Annotated in this window: 23 protein-coding genes; 14 read left to right on the plus strand and 9 right to left on the minus strand. The window is 50.2% G+C overall.

Translation table 11 applies throughout. The features are described 5' to 3' along the window. Nucleotides 1-5 precede the first annotated feature (5 nt). Complete coding sequence (locus tag IX31_RS10550; RefSeq protein ID WP_034457921.1) at nt 6-608, minus strand: peroxiredoxin C; 603 nt, start codon at nt 606-608, stop codon at nt 6-8. A 201-nt stretch (nt 609-809) separates the two neighbouring features. Continuing rightward, nucleotides 810-1,391: an ACP phosphodiesterase gene (gene acpH, locus IX31_RS10555; RefSeq protein WP_034457923.1), complete on the minus strand. Its 582-nt coding sequence runs from the start codon at nt 1,389-1,391 to the stop codon at nt 810-812. Nucleotides 1,392-1,494: 103 nt separating this feature from the next. Between acpH and queA the strand changes: the two genes are divergently transcribed. The 7 genes from queA to IX31_RS10590 all read left to right on the plus strand — a co-directional run bounded on the left by queA (nt 1,495) and on the right by IX31_RS10590 (nt 8,283). Further along, nucleotides 1,495-2,565 carry a tRNA preQ1(34) S-adenosylmethionine ribosyltransferase-isomerase QueA gene (queA, locus tag IX31_RS10560; protein ID WP_034457925.1) on the plus strand — a complete coding sequence of 357 codons (1,071 nt, stop codon included), beginning with the start codon at nt 1,495-1,497 and terminating at the stop codon, nt 2,563-2,565. 80 nt (nt 2,566-2,645) lie between these two features. Beyond that, complete coding sequence (tgt, locus tag IX31_RS10565) at nt 2,646-3,773, plus strand: tRNA guanosine(34) transglycosylase Tgt (protein ID WP_034457927.1); 1,128 nt, start codon at nt 2,646-2,648, stop codon at nt 3,771-3,773. A gap of 21 nt (nt 3,774-3,794) precedes the next feature. Then, nucleotides 3,795-4,127: a preprotein translocase subunit YajC gene (gene yajC / locus IX31_RS10570; RefSeq protein WP_034457929.1), complete on the plus strand. Its 333-nt coding sequence runs from the start codon at nt 3,795-3,797 to the stop codon at nt 4,125-4,127. A 27-nt stretch (nt 4,128-4,154) separates the two neighbouring features. After that, nucleotides 4,155-6,002 (plus strand): protein translocase subunit SecD, encoded by a 1,848-nt coding sequence (gene secD / locus IX31_RS10575; RefSeq protein ID WP_072009442.1) that lies wholly within the window; start codon nt 4,155-4,157, stop codon nt 6,000-6,002. A gap of 10 nt (nt 6,003-6,012) precedes the next feature. Continuing rightward, complete coding sequence (secF, locus tag IX31_RS10580) at nt 6,013-6,984, plus strand: protein translocase subunit SecF (protein ID WP_034457932.1); 972 nt, start codon at nt 6,013-6,015, stop codon at nt 6,982-6,984. Between the two features lie 142 nt (nt 6,985-7,126). Next, nucleotides 7,127-7,492, plus strand: a complete 366-nt coding sequence (locus tag IX31_RS10585) for a VOC family protein (protein ID WP_034457934.1) — start codon at nt 7,127-7,129, stop codon at nt 7,490-7,492. A 71-nt stretch (nt 7,493-7,563) separates the two neighbouring features. Beyond that, nucleotides 7,564-8,283 (plus strand): helix-turn-helix transcriptional regulator, encoded by a 720-nt coding sequence (locus IX31_RS10590; protein ID WP_051880676.1) that lies wholly within the window; start codon nt 7,564-7,566, stop codon nt 8,281-8,283. A gap of 31 nt (nt 8,284-8,314) precedes the next feature. On the opposite strand, the gene IX31_RS10595 is transcribed toward IX31_RS10590, so the two are convergent. Beyond that, nucleotides 8,315-9,193: a nucleoside-specific channel-forming protein Tsx gene (locus IX31_RS10595; protein ID WP_034457936.1), complete on the minus strand. Its 879-nt coding sequence runs from the start codon at nt 9,191-9,193 to the stop codon at nt 8,315-8,317. Nucleotides 9,194-9,571: 378 nt separating this feature from the next. Beyond that, nucleotides 9,572-10,132 (minus strand): SadB/YajI family lipoprotein, encoded by a 561-nt coding sequence (locus tag IX31_RS10600; protein WP_034457938.1) that lies wholly within the window; start codon nt 10,130-10,132, stop codon nt 9,572-9,574. A gap of 151 nt (nt 10,133-10,283) precedes the next feature. On the opposite strand from IX31_RS10600, the gene nrdR reads away from it, so the two are divergent. The 6 genes from nrdR (at nt 10,284) to pgpA (ending at nt 14,483) form a co-directional block, all read left to right on the plus strand. Continuing rightward, complete coding sequence (gene nrdR, locus IX31_RS10605) at nt 10,284-10,733, plus strand: transcriptional regulator NrdR (protein ID WP_034457940.1); 450 nt, start codon at nt 10,284-10,286, stop codon at nt 10,731-10,733. Nucleotides 10,734-10,738: 5 nt separating this feature from the next. Beyond that, a complete protein-coding gene (ribD, locus tag IX31_RS10610) occupies nt 10,739-11,854 on the plus strand; it encodes a bifunctional diaminohydroxyphosphoribosylaminopyrimidine deaminase/5-amino-6-(5-phosphoribosylamino)uracil reductase RibD (protein ID WP_034459981.1) in 1,116 nt (371 codons plus the stop codon). 79 nt (nt 11,855-11,933) lie between these two features. Beyond that, nucleotides 11,934-12,404: a 6,7-dimethyl-8-ribityllumazine synthase gene (gene ribH, locus IX31_RS10615; protein ID WP_034457942.1), complete on the plus strand. Its 471-nt coding sequence runs from the start codon at nt 11,934-11,936 to the stop codon at nt 12,402-12,404. Nucleotides 12,405-12,424: 20 nt separating this feature from the next. Next, nucleotides 12,425-12,844: a transcription antitermination factor NusB gene (gene nusB / locus IX31_RS10620; RefSeq protein ID WP_034457944.1), complete on the plus strand. Its 420-nt coding sequence runs from the start codon at nt 12,425-12,427 to the stop codon at nt 12,842-12,844. Between the two features lie 168 nt (nt 12,845-13,012). Continuing rightward, nucleotides 13,013-13,990 (plus strand): thiamine-phosphate kinase, encoded by a 978-nt coding sequence (thiL, locus tag IX31_RS10625; RefSeq protein WP_034457946.1) that lies wholly within the window; start codon nt 13,013-13,015, stop codon nt 13,988-13,990. Continuing rightward, nucleotides 13,977-14,483 carry a phosphatidylglycerophosphatase A gene (gene pgpA / locus IX31_RS10630; protein ID WP_034457947.1) on the plus strand — a complete coding sequence of 169 codons (507 nt, stop codon included), beginning with the start codon at nt 13,977-13,979 and terminating at the stop codon, nt 14,481-14,483. Before thiL ends, pgpA begins: the two co-directional genes overlap by 14 nt. A 51-nt stretch (nt 14,484-14,534) precedes the next feature. Here the strand turns inward: pgpA and IX31_RS10635 are convergent, their stop codons facing one another. The 4 genes from IX31_RS10635 to xseB form a co-directional block, all read right to left on the minus strand. Continuing rightward, nucleotides 14,535-15,509 carry an aldo/keto reductase gene (locus tag IX31_RS10635; RefSeq protein WP_034457950.1) on the minus strand — a complete coding sequence of 325 codons (975 nt, stop codon included), beginning with the start codon at nt 15,507-15,509 and terminating at the stop codon, nt 14,535-14,537. 186 nt (nt 15,510-15,695) lie between these two features. Next, entirely contained in the window at nt 15,696-17,558 is a 1,863-nt protein-coding gene (gene dxs, locus IX31_RS10640) for a 1-deoxy-D-xylulose-5-phosphate synthase (protein ID WP_034457951.1), read from the minus strand. 25 nt (nt 17,559-17,583) lie between these two features. Next, a complete protein-coding gene (gene ispA / locus IX31_RS10645; protein ID WP_034457953.1) occupies nt 17,584-18,483 on the minus strand; it encodes a (2E,6E)-farnesyl diphosphate synthase in 900 nt (299 codons plus the stop codon). After that, nucleotides 18,484-18,726: an exodeoxyribonuclease VII small subunit gene (xseB, locus tag IX31_RS10650; RefSeq protein ID WP_034457955.1), complete on the minus strand. Its 243-nt coding sequence runs from the start codon at nt 18,724-18,726 to the stop codon at nt 18,484-18,486. It lies immediately after the preceding gene. Nucleotides 18,727-18,929: 203 nt separating this feature from the next. Here xseB and thiI point away from each other — a divergent pair, with 203 nt between their 5' ends. Further along, nucleotides 18,930-20,378 carry a tRNA uracil 4-sulfurtransferase ThiI gene (gene thiI / locus IX31_RS10655; RefSeq protein WP_034457957.1) on the plus strand — a complete coding sequence of 483 codons (1,449 nt, stop codon included), beginning with the start codon at nt 18,930-18,932 and terminating at the stop codon, nt 20,376-20,378. A 37-nt stretch (nt 20,379-20,415) separates the two neighbouring features. On the opposite strand, the gene IX31_RS10660 is transcribed toward thiI, so the two are convergent. Further along, the gene (locus tag IX31_RS10660; protein WP_034457959.1) at nt 20,416-21,105 is read right to left on the minus strand and encodes an IclR family transcriptional regulator; all 690 of its coding nucleotides are present in this window, start codon (nt 21,103-21,105) and stop codon (nt 20,416-20,418) included. Nucleotides 21,106-21,271: the final 166 nt, after the last annotated feature.

A 21,271-nucleotide genomic window follows, 5' to 3' on the forward strand; every position in this document is an offset into this window, starting at 1 on the left:
AGCGATTACAGGCTAGAAACGTTTTCGCTCAGGTATTTAGCAACGCCGTCTGGGGACGCGTTCATGCCTTCTTTACCTTTTTCCCACTGAGCTGGGCACACTTCGCCGTGCTCTTCGTGGAATTGCAGCGCATCAACCATACGCAGCATTTCATCAACATTACGGCCCAGCGGCAGGTCGTTAACAACCTGGTGACGCACGATGCCGTTTTTGTCGATCAGGAAAGAACCACGCAGAGCAACGCCTGCGTCTGGATGTTCGATGCCATAAGCTTTCTGAATTTCACGCTTAATGTCAGCAACCATCGCGTATTTCACTTCGCCGATGCCGCCATTTTCAACAGGGGTTTTACGCCATGCGTTGTGAACGAACTCGGAGTCAAAAGATACACCAACGACTTCTACGCCACGTTTCTGGAATTCTTCGTAACGCTTGTCGAACGCAATCAGTTCAGACGGACAAACGAAAGTGAAGTCCATTGGCCAGAAGAACACAACGGTGGTTTTACCATTGGTGTGTGCTTTGAAGTTGAAGTTCTCAACGATTTCGCCACTACCGAGAACGGCTGCAGCTGTAAAGTCAGGGGCTGGACGAGTAACCAGGACCATATGTACTCCTGTTAATTTTGTTAAAGTGAGTGTTAACGCAACGGGGGGGAGTATAGGGGCGGCAATCCCTCTAACTCAAGCATGCTGCGCCAATTAATCAGATAGGATTTGCCTATCAAAAAATGAATATTCGCACGGCAGCAATCCAAAATAGCCCTTTTTTACAAAAGGGCAAGAATTTAATCGTAAGGCTGCGATCGCTTACAAATTCTTTTGTTCGGCTAGATTCATCATGCGTGGGTAGAACTGCCAGAACAGCTCTTCAAGCGCATCATAGTGAGCATCAAGATCTTGCCAGGAAGCTCGCAAAGCATCGAGTTTTGGTCTACGGCTAGCCATACCATTGAGAACATTAGCAATAAATGCCATGTCGCTATAACGCTCCATCCAGCGCTCTTCCCACAGATATTGATTCAGATTGATAAAGCGCGGTGGGGTATCTGCTAAGAACGGTTCAATATTGGCACGGGCACTGGAGATAAACTCTGCCAGTGGGAAATCCGGGCTTAGCGTTTGCCAATGGCGTGAAACGAAATGATCCCACATGACATCCAGCGTAATCGGTGCGACACGGCGCGTTTCAGGGCGGAACCATTGACGTGCAATTGCCACTTCCGGTAAACCATCGGTCAGAACATCCACACGGCGGTGCATTCGGATGCCAGCCACCACATCGCCTGGAAAACTTTCATCCGGGTTGCCACGTACGAAATCAGCCAGCAAATTACCCAAGAGTGAGCTGTCAGCAAGGCTTGCGAGATGTAAATGGGCGAGAAAATTCATAGTAACCTTATTCGTAAATAGCGTAAGGGCGGCTTATTCCTTGCAGGGAAAGTCCCCTGGCACTAGACTGTAGCGCCACTTTTTAAGTCTTGAGTTCTAAACCATGCGCGTTGCCGATTTTTCCTTTGAATTACCAGAATCCTTGATTGCTCATTATCCACAAGCACAGCGTAGTGGGTGTCGTTTGCTGTCGCTGGAAGGGCCGACGGGTAATTTAACGCATGGCACTTTCACCGATCTGCTCGATAAGCTCAACCCTGGAGATTTGCTGGTCTTTAACAATACCCGTGTAATCCCGGCGCGTCTTTTTGGCCGCAAAGCGAGCGGCGGCAAGATTGAAGTGCTGGTTGAGCGCATGCTCGATGACAAACGCATCCTTGCCCATATCCGCGCTTCTAAGGCCCCTAAACCGGGTGCCGAATTATTGCTGGGCGATGATGAAAGCGTACATGCGACTATGGTTGCGCGCCACGATGCGCTGTTCGAAGTGCAGTTTGAAGACGAACGCAGCGTGCTCGATATTTTAAACAGTATCGGCCATATGCCGTTGCCACCGTATATTGACCGTCCGGATGAAGAGTCTGACCGCGAGCTATACCAGACGGTCTATAGCCAGAAACCAGGTGCGGTTGCGGCTCCGACGGCGGGTTTGCACTTTGATGAGCCGTTGCTGGAAGCGCTGCGCAGCAAGGGTATTGAGCAGGCGTTTGTCACGCTGCACGTAGGAGCCGGGACATTCCAGCCAGTGCGCGTTGATAGCATCGAAGACCACATCATGCATTCCGAATATGCGGAAGTGCCTCAAGATGTCGTTGATGCCGTATTAGCCTGTAAAGCACGTGGTAATCGCGTTATTGCGGTTGGCACGACATCAGTTCGTTCGTTAGAAAGCGCGGCTCAGGCAGCAAAAAACGATCTGATTGAACCTTTCTTTGGTGACACACAAATTTTTATCTACCCAGGTTATCAATACAAAGTGATTGATGCGCTGGTGACCAATTTCCACCTGCCGGAATCGACTCTGATCATGCTGGTTTCTGCGTTTGCTGGTTATAAAAACACCATGAACGCCTATAAAGAAGCCGTAAGTTCCGAATATCGCTTTTTTAGTTACGGGGATGCCATGTTCATCACGTACAATCCGCAGGCTATTGATGAGCGCCCAGGCGCTTAATCACTAAATTCTACGCCGCCGGTTACTCCGACGGCGTTTTGTCTTAACCATCAGACTGTTTCTCTGATGCTGGAGGAAATGTGAAATTTGAATTAGATACTACCGACGGACGCGCTCGTCGTGGTCGCCTGGTGTTCGACCGTGGCGTTGTAGAAACGCCTGCGTTCATGCCTGTTGGCACTTACGGCACCGTAAAAGGGATGACGCCGGAAGAAGTTGAAGCCACTGGCGCGCAAATTATTTTGGGTAACACTTTCCACCTGTGGCTGCGTCCTGGCCAGGAGATCATGAAGTTGCACGGCGACTTACATGACTTTATGCAGTGGAAAGGCCCAATTCTGACTGACTCCGGCGGTTTCCAGGTCTTTAGCCTTGGTGACATCCGTAAGATTACTGAAGCGGGTGTGCACTTCCGCAACCCAATCAACGGCGATGCAATTTTCCTCGATCCAGAAAAATCGATGGAAATTCAATACGATCTCGGCTCCGATATCGTGATGATCTTTGATGAATGTACGCCATATCCAGCTGACTGGGATTACGCTAAGCGTTCAATGGAGATGTCTCTGCGTTGGGCACAGCGCAGTCGCGATCGCTTTGATTCTCTTGAGAATAAAAATGCGCTGTTCGGCATTATTCAGGGCAGTGTTTACGAAGATTTACGAGATATCTCGGTAAAAGGTCTGGTAGAGATTGGCTTTGATGGCTACGCTGTCGGCGGCCTGGCTGTAGGTGAGCCGAAGGAAGACATGCACCGTATTCTGGAACATGTTTGCCCGCAAATCCCTGCTGATAAGCCACGTTACCTGATGGGCGTAGGGAAACCGGAAGACCTGGTTGAAGGTGTTCGTCGCGGTATTGATATGTTCGACTGCGTGATGCCAACCCGTAATGCACGTAATGGTCATCTTTTCGTCACCGATGGTGTGGTGAAAATCCGTAATGCGAAGCATAAAGATGATGTTTCGCCGCTGGATGCAGAGTGTGATTGCTATACGTGTCGCAATTATTCACGTGCCTACTTGCATCATCTTGACCGTTGCAACGAAATACTCGGCGCACGGCTCAACACTATTCATAACTTGCGCTATTACCAGCGTTTAATGGCTGGTTTACGCAAGGCCATTGAAGAGGGTAAATTAGAGCACTTCGTGAGTGATTTTTACGAGCGAACCGGTAAACCAGTTCCACCTTTGAATGTTGATTAATTTAATAATGAGGGATTTTTAATGAGCTTTATCATTTCTGATGCGGTTGCTGCAACAGGTGCTCCGGCGCAGGGTAGCCCGTACTCTTTGATTCTTATGCTGGTGGTTTTTGGTCTGATCTTCTATTTCATGATCCTGCGCCCACAGCAAAAACGTACCAAAGAGCATAAAAAGCTGATGGACTCCATCTCTAAAGGGGATGAAGTGCTGACTACTGGTGGTCTGGTTGGTCGCGTAGTGAAAGTAGCTGAAACTGGCTATATCTCTATCGCGTTAAACGACACCACTGAAGTGGTTATCAAGCGTGATTTCGTAGCTGCCGTTCTGCCGAAAGGCACTATGAAGGCGCTGTAATATTCGTTTTTCCCTAAGGGAACTACCGTGCTAAACCGCTATCCTTTGTGGAAGTACATCATGCTGATCGTCGTGTTTATCGTCGGTCTGCTATACGCACTTCCCAACCTATATGGTGAGGATCCGGCAGTTCAGATCACTGGCGCGCGCGGCGTCGCCGCCAGTGAGCAAACGCTGATCCAGGTCCAGAACACCTTAAACGCAGAAAAAATCCCCGCTAAGTCTGTGGCCCTGGAAGAGGGTGCGATTCTTGCACGCTTTGACACCACTGATACGCAGCTTCGTGCTCGTGAGGCGCTGATGAGCGTCCTTGGCGATAAATACGTTGTGGCACTTAACTTAGCTGCGGCGACTCCTCGCTGGTTATCCGCTATTTCCGCAGAACCGATGAAACTCGGTCTTGATCTGCGTGGTGGCGTGCACTTCCTGATGGAAGTCGACATGGATACCGCTCTGAGCAAGTTGCAGGAACAAATTATTGATAACCTGCGCACAGACCTGCGCGATAAGAGCATTGCGTACACTAACGTGCGTAAAGCCGATAACTATGGTGTCAATGTTGTTTTCCGTGACAGCAAAACGCGTGATGACGCTATCTCCTATTTAACTCCACGCCATCGTGATTTGGTGCTTTCTGCTCAAGGCAGCAACGCAATGCGTGCTGTAATGACAGATGCTCGCCTGAGTGAAGCGCGTGAGTATGCCGTTCAACAGAACATCAATATCCTGCGTAACCGTGTAAACCAACTGGGCGTTGCTGAGCCATTGGTACAGCGTCAGGGTGCGGATCGCATTGTTGTTGAACTACCTGGTATTCAGGATACCGCGCGTGCGAAAGAGATTCTTGGCGCGACTGCAACGCTTGAATTCCGTCTGGTCAACACTAACGTGGATGCTTCCGCTGCGGCTTCTGGCCGTGTGCCGGGTGATTCCGAAGTGAAACAGACCCGTGAAGGTCAACCGGTTGTCCTGTACAAGCGTGTGATTCTGACCGGTGACCATATCACTGACTCCACTTCCAGCATGGATGAATACAATCAGGCTCAGGTGAATATTTCACTTGATAGCGCTGGGGGTAACATCATGTCTAACTTCACCAAGGACAACATCGGTAAACCGATGGCAACCCTGTTTGTGGAGTACAAAGACAGCGGTAAGAAAGATTCCACTGGTCGTGCAATTCTGGCGAAACAAGAAGAAGTTATTAACGTGGCGAACATTCAGTCACGTCTGGGTAACAGCTTCCGTATCACCGGTATTAGCAATCCAAATGAAGCTCGCCAGCTTTCTCTACTGCTGCGTGCGGGTGCATTGATTGCACCAATTCAGATTGTTGAAGAACGTACCATCGGCCCAACTCTGGGTATGGAAAACATCAAGCAAGGTCTGGAAGCGTGTCTGGCAGGTCTGGCCGTTTCAATCATCTTTATGCTGTTCTTCTATAAGAAGTTTGGCCTGATTGCGACCTCTGCACTGTTGGTTAACCTGGTGATGATTGTTGGGATTATGTCCCTTCTGCCGGGGGCAACGCTCACCATGCCGGGGATTGCGGGGATCGTGTTAACCCTTGCCGTCGCCGTCGATGCCAACGTACTGATAAACGAACGTATTAAGGAAGAACTTAGTAACGGACGTTCGGTACAACAGGCTATCCACGAGGGCTACCAGGGCGCGTTCAGCTCTATTTTCGATGCCAACATTACGACGCTTATCAAGGTCATCATCCTGTATGCCGTAGGCACCGGGGCAATTAAAGGCTTTGCGATCACAACCGGTATTGGTGTGGCGACGTCCATGTTTACCGCAATTGTCGGTACCCGTGCCATCGTAAACCTGTTGTACGGCGGCAAACGCATCAACAAGCTGTCTATCTGAGGAGTGCGTTGTGGCACAGGAATATACTGTTGAACAATTGAACTACGGCCGTAGAGTCCATGACTTTATGCGCTGGGATTTCTGGGCTTTCGGTATCTCCGGGTTCTTGCTAATCCTTTCTCTCGTCATTATCGGCGTGAAAGGTTTTAACTGGGGTCTGGATTTCACCGGTGGTACGGTTATCGAAATCTCGCTGGAAAAACCAGCGGATTTAGACCAGATGCGTGAAGCGTTGCAGAAGGCGGGCTTTGCTGATCCGCTGGTGCAGAACTTCGGTAGCAGCCGCGACATTATGGTACGTATGCCACCTGCCAAAGGGGAAACCGGTGGGCAGGTGTTGGGGAGCAAAGTCGTTAGCGTCATTAACGAAGCGACTAGCCAGAATGCAGGTGTAAAACGTATTGAGTTCGTAGGCCCAAGTGTGGGTGCCGATCTTGCTCAAAACGGTGCTCTGGCACTGCTGGCCGCGCTGCTTTCCATCCTGGTATATGTTGGATTCCGCTTTGAGTGGCGTCTGGCTGCCGGTGTGGTTATCGCGCTGATGCACGACGTGATCATTACTCTGGGTGTACTGTCGCTATTCCATATTGAGATAGACCTGACCATCGTCGCATCGTTGATGTCGGTTATCGGCTACTCACTGAATGACAGTATCGTCGTATCTGACCGTATTCGTGAAAACTTCCGCAAGATTCGTCGTGGAACGCCTTACGAAATCTTCAACGTTTCTTTGACGCAGACTCTGCATCGTACGTTGATTACATCCGGTACTACGTTGGTTGTGATTTTGATGTTGTATCTGTTTGGTGGTGCGATGCTGAAAGGCTTCTCACTGACCATGCTTATCGGTGTTTCTATCGGTACTGTTTCTTCTATCTACGTGGCGTCAGCACTGGCGTTGAAACTGGGCATGAAGCGTGAGCACATGTTGCAGCAGAAAGTAGAGAAAGAAGGTGCGGATCAACCGTCGATTCTGCCTTAATAATCAGGGCATTTGCTGATATCGAAAACCGCGGCCATTGTGCTGCGGTTTTTTTTCGCCGGTATAAAAGTCTCCTGACAGTATGCTGTCAGGAGGGTCTGGTTAGACTCCTTAATGAACCCTATCACTGAGGAGTAAACAAATGGACACCATCATCAATTGGTTTGAAATTCCGGTACAAGATCTGGAACGCGCGGCGGCTTTTTACGAGGCGGTTTTTGCAACTAAGCTTCATCGTGAAACGATGCCCGGTATGGAAATGGCTATTTTCCCGCATACCAAACCTAATCCCGGTGGAGCGTTGTTAAAATCTGATGCGTTCAAACCTTCGGCGCAAGGTACGGTGGTTTACCTGCATGCATCTGACTTGAGCGCGATGCTTGAGCGAGTGGCTAGTTCCGGAGGGGAATGTGTCTTTGGCCCGCAAGAGCTTCCTGATGATATTGGTACTTTTGCACTGATCATCGACAGTGAAGGCAATCGTGTCGGGTTACACCAACCCGTTTGAGTCCCGGTATATACTGAATGACGAACGCCTGTCGGAAATTCTGGCAGGCATTACTCTTTCGAAATAACGCCATGAGCCGAAGAGCAGACCGCCTTTTTCAAATCGTCCAGATCCTGCGTGGGCGTCGTATTTCCACGGCAGCGTTACTTGCCGAACGCCTCGAGGTTTCTGAGCGCACTATCTATCGCGATATCCGTGATCTTTCACTTTCCGGTGTTCCCATTGAAGGTGAGGCAGGGTGTGGCTATCGTTTGCTGCCAGGTTACGATTTACCGCCGCTGATGCTAACGCCAATGGAAGTGGAAGCCTTGGTTGCTGCGATACGTTTGGTGCAAACCTGGAGTGGTGAAACGCTTGCACAGGCAGCAGGAACTGCGGAGGAAAAACTGCTGGGAATTTTGACCCCACAGCGACGAGTAGTTGCTGAACGGTGTCGTATTCTTTCACCGGATTTTAATAAATACCCGCAGGTTAAAACCTGGTTTGACGTTTTTCATTCTGCTATCGGGCAGTTACAGGTGCTTCATATCAGTTATGAGGATGAACAGGGCCGCGTGTCGAACCGAAATATACATCCATTAGGGCTGACTTTCTGGGGAGATGTTTGGTTACTGGTAGCCTGGTGTGAGGTGCGCGAGGATTACCGTAGTTTTCGCGTAGATCGCTGTTTGTCAGTCACACCAGCAGGGCGGAATTTCTCTGAACGCCCCGATCGTTCTCTGAATCATTTCATTCAGTTACAGCAAAATGAAGGCTGTCTTCCAGAAACAAAAAAGCCGATCGGCAAATAGCGGATCGGCTTTTTAAAGATTCAGACAGCGATTAGAAGTTGTAACCAACCACTAAGTAACCACCCCAACCAGTGGAGCGCACGTTCTCATTCATAAAGCTAAGATCTGCATCATCGTTCCACTGGCCACCGTTGTGCCAGTAACGGGCAACAACTGCATAATGGAAGTGATCATAGTTCAGAGAAAGAACATGGCTGGAAGCGATAGAGTTACTGGTGCGAGCTTGTTTGCCATTCTGATCAAGGAAATTGTCGTCGCCCAGATCTGAACCCCAGTCAAAGTTTGTGAAACCGATGTAGCTCAGGTTACCGCCCCACAGGGAAGTAATCGGCACAAAGTATTTCACTTTGAAACGGTAGCCATCCCACTCGTTTTCGTTGGATGCGCCATAGTTCTGCCACTGGTATTTTGCATACACGTTCATGGACAGGCTCATTGGCAGGCCAGTGTCGATGTCGGTACCCAGACCCATGTACCAGGTGCTCTGACGGCCATCTTTGTTGCGACCCATATCGTAGATATAGTTGTTTGCAACATACCACTCTTTGAACGGACCGAAGCTCAGGTCAGTGCCAGTCAGCTTGTCGATAGAGAAACGTGGTTCAATTTCCATAAACAGCGGAGAACCGTGGTTCCAGATACCTTTCGCATCGGTGTTACCACCGAAGAATACTGGCGCATCCATGTAACCATAGAAGTCGAACCAATCTTTCTTAGCGAAAGCTTCATATTCCAGGTAGGTATCGTTACGGATTTGTGGCCCGAAACGGGTGTGGTAGCTGCCTACAACGTTAACGCTTTGGTGCCACCAATCAGAAAGGTATTCAGTGTTTTTTGTTTCTTCGGCGTGAGCCGCGAAAGAGCTTGAAAGCGCCAGGACGGTGCTAGCCGCCAAAATAATTTTTTTCATTTTATATGCCACTGTTTTTACATGAATCCCGTGAGGGCAGGAGGTGTTTTATCACCTAAGGTCATCAACCATTCACTTGGTTCTTATTGACGCGCCTATTATAGAAATCCCTGCTCACAAAAATATGTTTCATTTCACATTATCGACAAGTGCGTAATCGATTGCGTTCTCAATTACGCACATTAAAAACGGGCGAGATTCTACCTGCTTCGTGAATTTAAGCAAATAAATGGCCCGTTGTTACAAATATATGTGATTAAGATCACTAGATTTATTCATCAGAGAGAAAGGAGTTGATCGGGTTTCATTCGCTGAGTTGTAACAAAAAACGCAGATGTTACTGAGGGTTACCCCCGCAAACGCGAGGGTAGTTGTTTATTACTGGACTGGTAGCGCCAGGGAAGGATCGACGGGTTGTATATCGTGAATTCTCACAAAACCTAATTGGTCAGGCGAAAGCCCTGAAAGCACTAACGGAATACTGACATCGCTCGGTGCTAACACGCTCGCAGGTGCATTGAATTGTTGCGACTGAACGTTCAATTCCTGGTAGTTATCCGTGGTGCCCTGTATTTGTCCCCATTCTACTTTGCCGGTAAAAGCGGGTAGCGGATCGTTGGACTCACCTTTGATTATTAGCATCACACGGGTGCCATTTGCTTCCGGGGTAATGCTGCTCAGCGACATTTGCAGATTGCCTAACTGACTATTCAGGCGCGCCGGAGTTTTAGATCCGGGTAACAAATAGACACCAGTCGTTGATTTAGCGTTCAGTGCATTTTGTTGCGTCAGTTTCACGGTCTGATCAGTGAGCTGGGTCATTTCTTTATTTAAAGAATCCACTTCGGTTTTCATTTGGCGCACTTCAGTTTGTTGTGCGCAGGCGCTGAGGCTCACCAGGCTGGTAACCAGGAGAATTCTTAGGTAACTCTTTGTCATCGCTAATTTTTCCTTGAGGTTCTTTCCTGAATTAAGCGTAGCTTGTCACTAATGAAAAGTCATATTTGTTGGGATGAGGTGGCGTTACCTTTGTACTCCCGCTACTTCGCGGTAAACTATTGTTCATTTGAATAATCCTTCAGGACGCGCCATGCATTGCCCATTCTGTTTCGCAGTAGACACCAAAGTGATTGATTCCCGGCTTGTCGGCGAAGGGTCATCCGTGCGTCGTCGCCGTCAGTGCCTGGTTTGTCATGAGCGTTTTACGACTTTTGAAGTGGCGGAGCTGGTGATGCCACGTGTCGTGAAAAGTAATGATGTTCGCGAACCGTTTAATGAAGACAAACTACGTAGCGGTATTCTAAAAGCACTGGAAAAACGCCCGGTAAGCTCTGACGATGTAGAAACAGCGGTAAACCATATTAAATCTCATCTGCGTGGTACTGGTGAACGTGAAGTGCCAAGCAAAATGATTGGCAATCTGGTGATGGAGCAGCTGAAAAAACTCGATAAAGTGGCATATATCCGCTTTGCTTCGGTTTACCGCAGCTTTGAAGATATCCGCGAATTTGGCGAAGAAATTGCCCGTTTACAGGATTAATGCTGATGTCGCTTGATGAAAAATTTATGGCGCGTGCTTTGCAATTGGCAAAGCGCGGCCGTTTCACCACCATGCCGAACCCGAATGTTGGCTGCGTGATTGCCAAAGATGGCGAAATTGTTGGTGAGGGTTTCCACTTTCGTGCCGGTGAGCCCCATGCAGAAGTTCATGCGTTGCGCATGGCGGGTGACAAAGCACGAGGTGCTACAGCGTATGTCACACTGGAGCCTTGTAGTCACCATGGTCGCACACCACCGTGCTGTGATGCGTTAATTGCGGCTGGTGTTTCGCGAGTGGTTGCCGCGATGCAAGACCCAAATCCACAAGTTGCCGGGCGTGGTTTATACCGCCTGCAACAGGCTGGCATTAATGTGAGCCATGGTTTGATGATGAACGAAGCCGAGGTCATTAACCGGGGCTTCCTGAAGCGCATGCGTACCGGTTTCCCGTATATTCAACTCAAGCTGGGTGCATCGCTCGATGGCCGTACCGCGATGGCCAGTGGTGAAAGTCAGTGGATCACTTCGCCTGAATCACGCCGGGATGTGCAGCGCCTGCGTGCGCAAAGTGCAGCTATTCTAAGCAGCAGTGCAACGGTGTTGGCTGATGATCCATCTTTAACTGTGCGTTGGAACGAATTAGACAGCGCGACTCAGGCAGTTTACGCCCAGGAAAACTTACGCCAGCCAACGCGCATTATTCTCGACCGAGAAAATCGCGTGACGCCGCAACACAAAATTATCGCTCAGGCAGGTGAAACCTGGCTTGCACGTTGTAAAGCCGATGAGCAAATATGGCCTGACGGTGTTGAGCAATTTATCGTGCCAGAGCATAACGGCCATCTCGATTTGGTCGTTATGATGATGTTACTTGGCAAACGCCAGGTGAATTCCATTTGGGTGGAGGCGGGTGCAACACTTGGTGGCGCGCTACTGCAAGCCGGTCTGGTTGATGAGTTGATTGTGTATGTAGCACCGAAATTATTAGGTAACGAGGCGCGTGGCTTATGTAACCTGCCGGGGCTTGAAAAACTAGCCGATGCACCCGAATTTAGCTTTAGCGAAGTCCGTCAGGTCGGCCCTGATTTGTGCCTGCATTTGACGCAGCGTATCGCACGTTAGTAAAACGTAAGCAGTCGCGAAAAGATTATGATAAAATCCGCCCCCCTAACGGGGCTAAACAGAACCGTAAAGGAAGAATATGAACATCATTGAAGCAGCCGTTGCTACTCCAGACGCTCGCGTCGCCATCACCATCGCGCGTTTTAACAACTTCATCAATGACAGCCTGCTGGATGGTGCGCTTGACGCCCTGAAACGTATCGGCCAGGTTAAAGATGAAAATATCACCGTGGTCTGGGTTCCGGGTGCTTATGAGTTGCCATTGGCGGCAGATGCACTGGCGAAAACCGGTAATTATGACGCGGTGATTGCGCTGGGCACGGTTATCCGTGGCGGTACAGCTCACTTTGAATATGTTGCTGGTGGTGCCAGCAATGGCCTGGCACATGTTGCGCAGGAAAGTGGTATTCCAGTCGCCTTTGGCGTGCTGACCACCGAAAGTATTGAACAAGCCATCGAACGCGCTGGCACAAAAGCCGGTAACAAGGGTGCAGAAGCTGCACTGACCGCGCTTGAAATGATTAATGTATTGAAAGCCATCAAGGCCTGATTTTTTGTAAGGGGAAATCTGTGAAACCTGCTGCTCGTCGCCGTGCCCGTGAGTGTGCCGTTCAGGCGCTATACTCCTGGCAGTTATCTCGAAATGACATCGCTGATGTCGAATACCAGTTCCTGGCTGAACAGGACGTCAAAGACGTTGACGTTAACTACTTCCGCGAACTGTTGGTCGGGGTGGCTACTAACAGCGCGTATCTGGATGGGCTAATGAAGCCTTACCTGTCTCGCCAGCTCGAAGAGCTGGGTCAGGTAGAAAAAGCGGTTCTGCGTATTGCACTGTTTGAATTGGCTAAACGTGATGACGTGCCATACAAAGTGGCAATCAACGAAGCCATTGATCTTGCGAAAACCTTCGGTGCCGAAGACAGCCACAAGTTCGTAAATGGTGTGCTTGATAAAGCTGCTCCACAGATTCGTCCCCGCAAAAAGTAATCTTCTGGCCGGTGATTATTCATGAGTTTTTGAGCTACAGCTAACAACGCTGTAGCCTAAAGAATACTGAATACCCGGCCTTTTTTTATTCTATATCCGTTAGCATTCGAGTTGCAGCGAAGACCCCTGCAGCTTGCAGAATGACGGGTATATTCAGAGGCGTAACGAATGGCATGCGGTGAGTTTTCCTTAATTGCCCGTTATTTTGATCGCGTAAGCAGTTCCCGTCGCGATGTGGAAACCGGAATCGGCGATGATTGTGCCTTGCTGACGGTAGCCGAGAAGCAACTTTTAGCGATAAGCACCGATACGCTAGTCTCAGGCATCCACTTCCTGCCGGATATTAATCCTCGCGATTTGGGCTACAAAGCTCTGGCAGTTAATCTAAGCGATTTGGCTGCTATGGGCGCCGATCCAGCCTGGTTGACGCTGGCTATTACCCTTCCTGAAGTCGATGAAAGCTGGCTTGAAGCCTTCAGCGATAGTTTGTTTGAACAACTCGAATACTACGATATGCAGCTCATCGGTGGTGATACCACCCGTGGCCCGCTCGCAATGACGCTTGGTATTCACGGCCTGGTGCCGGTGGGGCGTGCGCTAAAACGTAGCGGAGCTCGCCCTGGTGACTGGATTTATGTCACGGGTACGCCAGGTGATAGCGCCGCAGGCCTTGCCATACTGCAAGATCGTTTAGTCGTTAAAGATTCGGCACAGGCTGAATATCTTACTCAACGCCATTTGCGCCCAACTCCTCGCGTGCTGCACGGGCAGGCCCTGCGTGATCTTGCCAGCAGCGCAATTGACCTCTCTGACGGGCTAATCTCTGATTTGGGTCATATCCTTAAAGCAAGCGGATGTGGAGCGCGCATTGATCTCGATGCTCTGCCATATTCGACTGCCTTGAAAGCTAACGTTAGCGATGAACTTGCGTTGCAATGGGCGCTTTCTGGCGGAGAAGATTACGAGCTGTGCTTTACCGTGCCGGAACTCAATCGTGGTGCCCTGGATGTGGCTATTGGTAATCTTGGGATTCCATTTACCTGCATCGGCCAGGTTGCGCCTGATTCTGAAGGGCTGCAGTTCTTGCAAAATGGCAAACCGGTTAAGCTGGATTTAAAAGGATACGATCACTTTGCCTCGTGCTAAAGATGTGGCTAAAAGCCGTCTCAAACTCAGCAATCCATGGCATTTGCTTGCCACTGGTTTTGGCAGCGGCTTAAGCCCAATAATGCCCGGTACCGCGGGGTCGCTTGCAGCGATCCCATTCTGGTATGTAATGACATTTTTGCCATGGCAGCTCTATTCCATGGTCATCATGCTCGGTATTTGTATCGGTGTTTATCTGTGCCACCAAACCGCACGTGATATGGGAGTTCATGACCACGGCAGCATTGTGTGGGATGAATTCATCGGCATGTGGATTACTCTGATGGCACTGCCAATCAACGATTGGCGTTGGGTTGCCGCAGGCTTTTTGGTATTCCGAATTCTCGATATCTGGAAGCCATGGCCAATTCGTTGGTTTGACCGCAATGTGCATGGTGGCATGGGGATCATGGTGGATGACATTGTCGCCGGGGTGTTCTCCGCGGGAATAATCTATGTGATTGGTCACCACTGGCCGATTGGTTTGTTCTGATTTAAAACAACCCTCACGCACTCCCTCGGGAGATCGTGAGGGCATTAATAGTTACTTAAATCCTACCTTTTCATGCGGTTCGTATACCGTTTCCAGCTCTGCAATCTCTTCAGGTTTCAGCGTTAAATCCACTGCTCCGAGCAAATCATCCAGTTGATGTTCGCGGGAAACGCCAATAATCGGTGCGGCAACGCCAGGCTTACTTAACAGCCATGCCAGCGCGACCTGGGCGCGTGACACGCCTTTATCATCCGCGACATTCGCCAGGCGTTCTGCAATCATCGCATCGTTATCCCGACTCCCTTCGTAGAGCGTTTTACCGAACTCATCAGACACCGATCGCGCGGTGGTATCACCCCACGGGCGAGTCAACTTACCGCGCGCCAGCGGGCTCCATGGGATCACGGCGATCCCCTGTTCATAGCAAAGCGGCAGCATATCGAGTTCTTCTTCGCGGTAGATCAGATTGTAGTGATCTTGCATGGTGACGAAACGCGCCCAACCATGTTGATCCTGTAATGCCAGCGCTTGTGCAAACTGGGAGCTGTGCATGGACGAGGCGCCGATATAGCGGGCTTTCCCCGCTTTCACCACATCGTTTAGCGCTTCAAGCGTTTCCTCAATGGGCGTGTTGTAGTCCCAACGGTGGATTTGCAGCAGATCGACATAATCCGTTCCCAGGCGTCGCAGGCTGTCATCAATCGAACGCAAAATCTGTGTACGCGATAAGCCTTCGGCAAGATCGCCAACCTGATGGTAAACCTTAGTGGCCAGTACATAATCTTCGCGGCGCATGAAGTCTTTAAGCGCGCGCCCGACAATCTCTTCGCTGCTACCGTCGGAATAGCTATTGGCGGTATCAAAGAAATTAATGCCGTTATCGATGGCGTGTTTGATGATGAGGCGACTGCTCTCTTCAGGGAGCGTCCAGGCGTGTTTGCCGCGGTCTGGCTCGCCAAAGGTCATGCAACCCAGGCAAAGACGGGAAACTTTGAGGTCTGTTTTTCCTAACGTGTTGTAGTGCATGGTTCCACTCCTGCATAATTTTACTCGTCATACTTCGAGCCGCTGGAGTGTTGGCTGCATTCGTTCACCCCAGTCGCTTACTTTAGTAAGCGACTGGGGATTCTCTCTTTTGCCGCCTTCCTGCAACTCGAATTATTTAGAGTAGTAAGAATCGGTTATAAGCATAGCAGGAGTGGAGGAGGGGGATTATTTAAGCCAGTCGCGAATCCGGGTTTCCATGCCCTGAACATCCAGGCCGATGGCGGCGCGCGCTTCTTCCTGAGTGCCTTGCGGAATAAAGTAATCAGGCAGGCCTATATTGAGCACCGGAACAACTTTACGATTAGCCATCAGCACTTCATTGACGCCGCTGCCAGCACCACCCATGACCGCATTTTCTTCAATCGTCACCAGCGATTCATGGCTGGCTGCCAGTTCCAGAATTAAGGCTTCATCGAGTGGTTTCACAAAACGCATATCAACCAGCGTGGCGTTAAGTGATTGCGCAACCGCTTGGGCTTCTGGCAACAGAGTGCCGAAGTTCAGCAGTGCGATTTTCTCACCTTCACGTTTCTTCACGCCTTTACCGATTGGCAGCAATTCCAGGGGTTGCAACTCAGCGCCAGTACCATTCCCACGCGGATAACGCACCGCAGATGGGCCTGAGTTGTAATGATAACCGGTGTGCAACATCTGGCGGCATTCGTTCTCATCACTTGGCGTCATGATGACCATTTCAGGAATGCAGCGCAGGAAGGAGATGTCGAACGCGCCCTGGTGGGTTTGCCCGTCAGCGCCAACAATCCCCGCACGGTCGATGGCAAATAACACCGGCAGTTTCTGGATAGCAACGTCGTGAATCACCTGATCGTACGCACGTTGCAGGAAGGTCGAGTAAATGGCGACAACCGGTTTGTAACCGCCAATGGCAAGACCGGCCGCAAACGTCACTGCGTGCTGTTCAGCAATGGCGACATCAAAATACTGCGATGGATACTGACGTGAAAACTCCACCATGCCCGAGCCTTCGCGCATCGCAGGCGTAACGGCCATGAGTTTGTCGTCTTTGGCTGCGGTTTCGCATAGCCAGTTACCAAAGATTTTCGAATAGCTTGGCAGGCCACCCGCAGCTTTCGGCAGTGTGCCGCTTTGCGGGTCAAATTTTGGCACCGCATGGAAGCTAATCGGGTCTTTTTCAGCAGGCGCGTAGCCACGACCTTTTTTAGTCATGATGTGCAGGAACTGCGGGCCGTTCAGATCGCGCATGTTCTTAAGTGTATTGACCAGGCCGACAACATCGTGTCCATCAACCGGGCCAATATAGTTAAAGCCTAACTCTTCAAACAACGTGCCCGGCACCACCATACCTTTTAGGTGCTCTTCGGTACGTTTGAGCAGTTCTTTAATCGGCGGTACGCCAGAGAACACTTTTTTCCCGCCTTCACGCAGCGAAGAATAGAGTTTCCCGGAAAGCAATTGTGCAAGATGGTTGTTCAACGCGCCGACATTCTCGGAAATCGACATTTCGTTGTCGTTGAGAATGACGAGCATATTTGGGCGAATGTCACCGGCATGGTTCATCGCTTCAAACGCCATACCTGCGGTAATTGCGCCATCGCCAATCACGCAAACTGTGCGGCGGTCTTTGCCCTCTTTTCCTGCGGCAACCGCAATACCGATTCCCGCGCTGATTGAGGTCGACGAGTGGCCCACGCTCAATACGTCATATTCGCTTTCGGCGCGCCACGGGAAGGGGTGTAAGCCGCCTTTCTGGCGGATTGTGCCAATTTTGTCACGACGGCCAGTAATGATTTTATGCGGATAAGCCTGATGACCGACATCCCAGATTAACTGGTCAAACGGAGTGTTATACACATAGTGGAGCGCCACGGTCAGTTCTACCGTGCCAAGGCCAGAGGCAAAATGCCCGCTGGAACGGCTTACGCTATCGAGCAGGTAACGACGCAGCTCATCACAAAGTTTCGGTAAGCTCTCTTTTGGCAACAGGCGTAGCTCAGGGGCTGATTCCACCAGTGCGAGGGTCGGGTATTTGGCAATATCAAAACTCATTAGAAACTCATCGTGGTGTTATTAATTATTTATCACGTTGGATTATATAGCTCGCTAACGCTTCCAGTGCGCTAGTGTCTAACGACTGGCGAGCCAGGCCTTCCAGCGCCCTGAGAGAATCCTGGTAGAGATCCCAGGCTTTAGCTTTGGCATTTTCAAGCCCCAACAAGGCCGGATAGGTACTTTTACCCAGTTGCTGGTCTGCACCCTGGCGTTTACCCAGTGTAGCGGTATCACCAATAACGTCGAGGATATCGTCCTGAACCTGGAATGCCAGGCCGATGCTTTCAGCATAACGGTCGAGTAGTGGCAGGGCAGCACGGCCCGCATCACCTGCGCTCAGCGCGCCCAGACGAACAGAAGCGCGAATTAACGCCCCTGTTTTGTGGCGATGAATGCGCTCAAGGCTTTGCAGATCCACATGCTTGCCTTCTGCTTCCAGATCCAGTGCCTGGCCGCCACACATTCCGGCAACGCCACTGGCTGTAGCCAGTTCTTTCACCATCGCGAGTCGGTCAGCAATAGCGACGCCAGCCATTGGTGCATCACTGAGTATAGAAAATGCCAGTGTTTGTAGGGCATCTCCGGCCAAAATGGCGCTCGCTTCACCGAATTTGATGTGGCAAGTCGGTTGCCCACGACGCAGATCGTCGTCGTCCATGGCCGGCAAATCATCATGAATCAATGAATAAGCATGGATGCATTCGATTGCCGCAGCAGGTGCATCCAGCGTCTCTTGCGCTATGCCGAACATTTCCCCGGTCGCGTAGACCAGGAAAGGACGCAGTCTCTTGCCGCCAAATAGTGCGCCATAGTGCATAGCCTCAACCAGAGGAGTGTTCTGAAACGGTAGCGGTGCCAGAAAACGCAGCAGCGCATCGTTGGCCCGTTCGGCGTGGGCCTGCAACTGATGGTTAAAATCCATTTACTCGTTATCCGGGGTAAAAGGCTTGAGTGGGGCGTCTTCGCTATCGCTTAGCAGGATTTGTACGCGTTGTTCTGCTTGCTGCAGTTTCACCTGACCCTGGCGTGCAAGCTGCACTCCACGCTCAAATTCATTTAACGCCTCTTCGAGCGCTAAATCTCCGCTCTCCAGACGAGTAACAATCTGCTCAAGCTCCACAAGCGCAGTTTCAAAACTGGCCGGGACTTCGGTTTTTTTCGGCATAGTGAATGTCTGACTCTAATAATTTTGCGACTCTGCAATGGTAGCGGAAACTGACAAGCAAGTAACCATGAGCATGTTGGTTAGCAGAGGTTAGTGATATACTTGCGCGCCTCGGATGCAGCGGCAACTCGCCGTTGCAGTTCTTTAAGTCTTCCAGCCCGCATGATTAGTCATGCCTGGCTCATCAACGAATCTAAGCCGCCATGAAGTTTATCATTAAATTGTTCCCGGAAATCACCATCAAGAGTCAATCTGTGCGCATACGCTTTATTAAGATGCTCACCGGGAACATTCGCAACGTTTTAAAACACTACGATGAAGATCTGGCGGTTGTTCGCCACTGGGACAACATTGAAGTTCGCGCTAAAGATGAAAATCAGCGTATCGCCATTCGTGAAGCGTTGACCCGCATTCCCGGTATTCACCATATTCTGGAAGTTGAAGATGTGCCGTTTACCGATTTGCACAATATCTTCGAGCAGGCGCTGGAGCTTTATCGCGATCAACTGGAAGGCAAAACCTTCTGCGTGCGTGTGAAACGTCGTGGTAAACATGAGTTTAGCTCGATTGAAGTTGAGCGTTATGTCGGTGGCGGCCTGAATCAACACATTGAATCAGCACGCGTAAAACTGACCAAGCCAGAAGTTACAGTTAACCTGGAAATTGAAAATGACCGCCTGCTGCTGGTAAAAGGCCGCTATGAAGGTATCGGCGGTTTCCCGATTGGCACCCAGGAAGATGTGCTGTCTTTGATTTCCGGCGGCTTCGACTCCGGTGTTTCCAGCTATATGCTGATGCGCCGCGGTTGCCGCGTGCATTACTGCTTCTTTAACCTCGGTGGTGCCGCGCACGAAATCGGCGTTAAACAAGTTGCTCACTATCTATGGAACCGCTTTGGCAGCTCCCACCGTGTGCGTTTTGTTGCGATCAACTTCGAACCGGTTGTGGGTGAGATTCTTGAGAAAGTCGAAGATGGCCAGATGGGCGTGGTGCTCAAACGTATGTTCGTGCGTGCTGCTTCTAAAGTCGCAGAGCGTTACGGCGTGCAGGCGCTGGTAACCGGCGAAGCACTGGGCCAGGTTTCCAGCCAGACGCTGACTAACCTGCGTTTGATCGACAACGTTTCCGATACGCTGATTCTGCGTCCGCTTATCTCTCACGATAAAGAGCACATCATCGATCTTGCGCGTGAAATTGGTACTGCTGACTTTGCGCGTACCATGCCGGAATACTGCGGCGTGATCTCGAAAAGCCCAACCGTGAAAGCGGTAAAAGCGAAGATTGAAGCCGAAGAAGCCAACTTTGATTTCTCTATTCTGGATCGCGTGGTTGAAGAAGCGACGAACATTGATATTCGCGAAATCGCCAATCAGACCAAAGAAGTGGTGACAGAAGTTGAAACCGTTGACGCATTTGGCCCGAATGACGTGCTGCTGGACATTCGTTCTATCGACGAACAGGACGATAAACCATTTAAGCCAGAAGGCGTGGAAGTGGCATCACTGCCATTCTATAAACTGAGCACCGCATTCGGCGATTTGGACCAGAGCAAAAACTATTTGCTGTGGTGCGATCGTGGTGTGATGAGCCGTTTGCAGGCGCTGTATCTGCGTGAACAAGGCTTTAACAACGTTAAGGTTTATCGCGCTTAAGTTATTTGATAAGGGTCTTTCTCGAAGGAAGACCCTTTCACAATTTCAGCGTTGATAGTGCCTGTTTTAATTCCCGCGCAATATCTGGAATATCTTCCTTTTCAAAGAACCCCATTGTGACACCAATAGCCAATAGATTGCCTTTACGGTCCAGTATCGGGCAGGCGATTGATTGCGCGCCCGGAATTCCCTGCGCAGGTTTATAGCGTACGGTGTATCCCAGTTTTGTTGTCTCTTCAATTAATTGCTGCTCTCGCTCATTCGCTGGCGTGTAATTGCCAAAGCACATATACACTTGCCCGGCAGCACTTAAGTGAAGTGGGATTGGCGTATTATCACGAAAATCAATTTCGACATTTCGAAAACTGCGGTGATAGTGGCGTAGAACAAGATTGCCCGATTGAGCAATGACCATACCCGTTGAGAGATTCATCCGATCGCGAAACTCGCACAGCAAGTTGTTGATCAAAGAGAGGGGATCAGTATGCGTTGCCGCACTACTTGCGAGCCGCACAATCGTGTCACCCAGGCAGTACTGCCCACTGCCATCCTGAAACAACATTCCCGTCCGGCAAAGTGAAACAAGATACTTATGCAGACGGCTTTTTGATAATCCGCAGCCTGCTGCTATATCCGTGGCTCTCGCCCGGCCATGCTGCGTGGCGATGTACTCCATAATGGAGACTGCAATATCAACTGAATTAACGCCTTGTGTCGTTTCTGGCATGGTATATCCCGTCCTCAATCCTCGCTGAGTTTATCACTAAACCCCCTGTTATCGATCCGACTTAACACTCCTTAAACCCTGATTACGGGATTAAACTATCGTTGACCTTTCTCAAGTTCACCATTGGTTTACCATGATTCACTAATGGTGATTAAAACCAGGAGGT

This window comes from Buttiauxella noackiae (genome assembly GCF_000737905.1).
GTDB lineage: Bacteria > Pseudomonadota > Gammaproteobacteria > Enterobacterales > Enterobacteriaceae > Buttiauxella > Buttiauxella noackiae.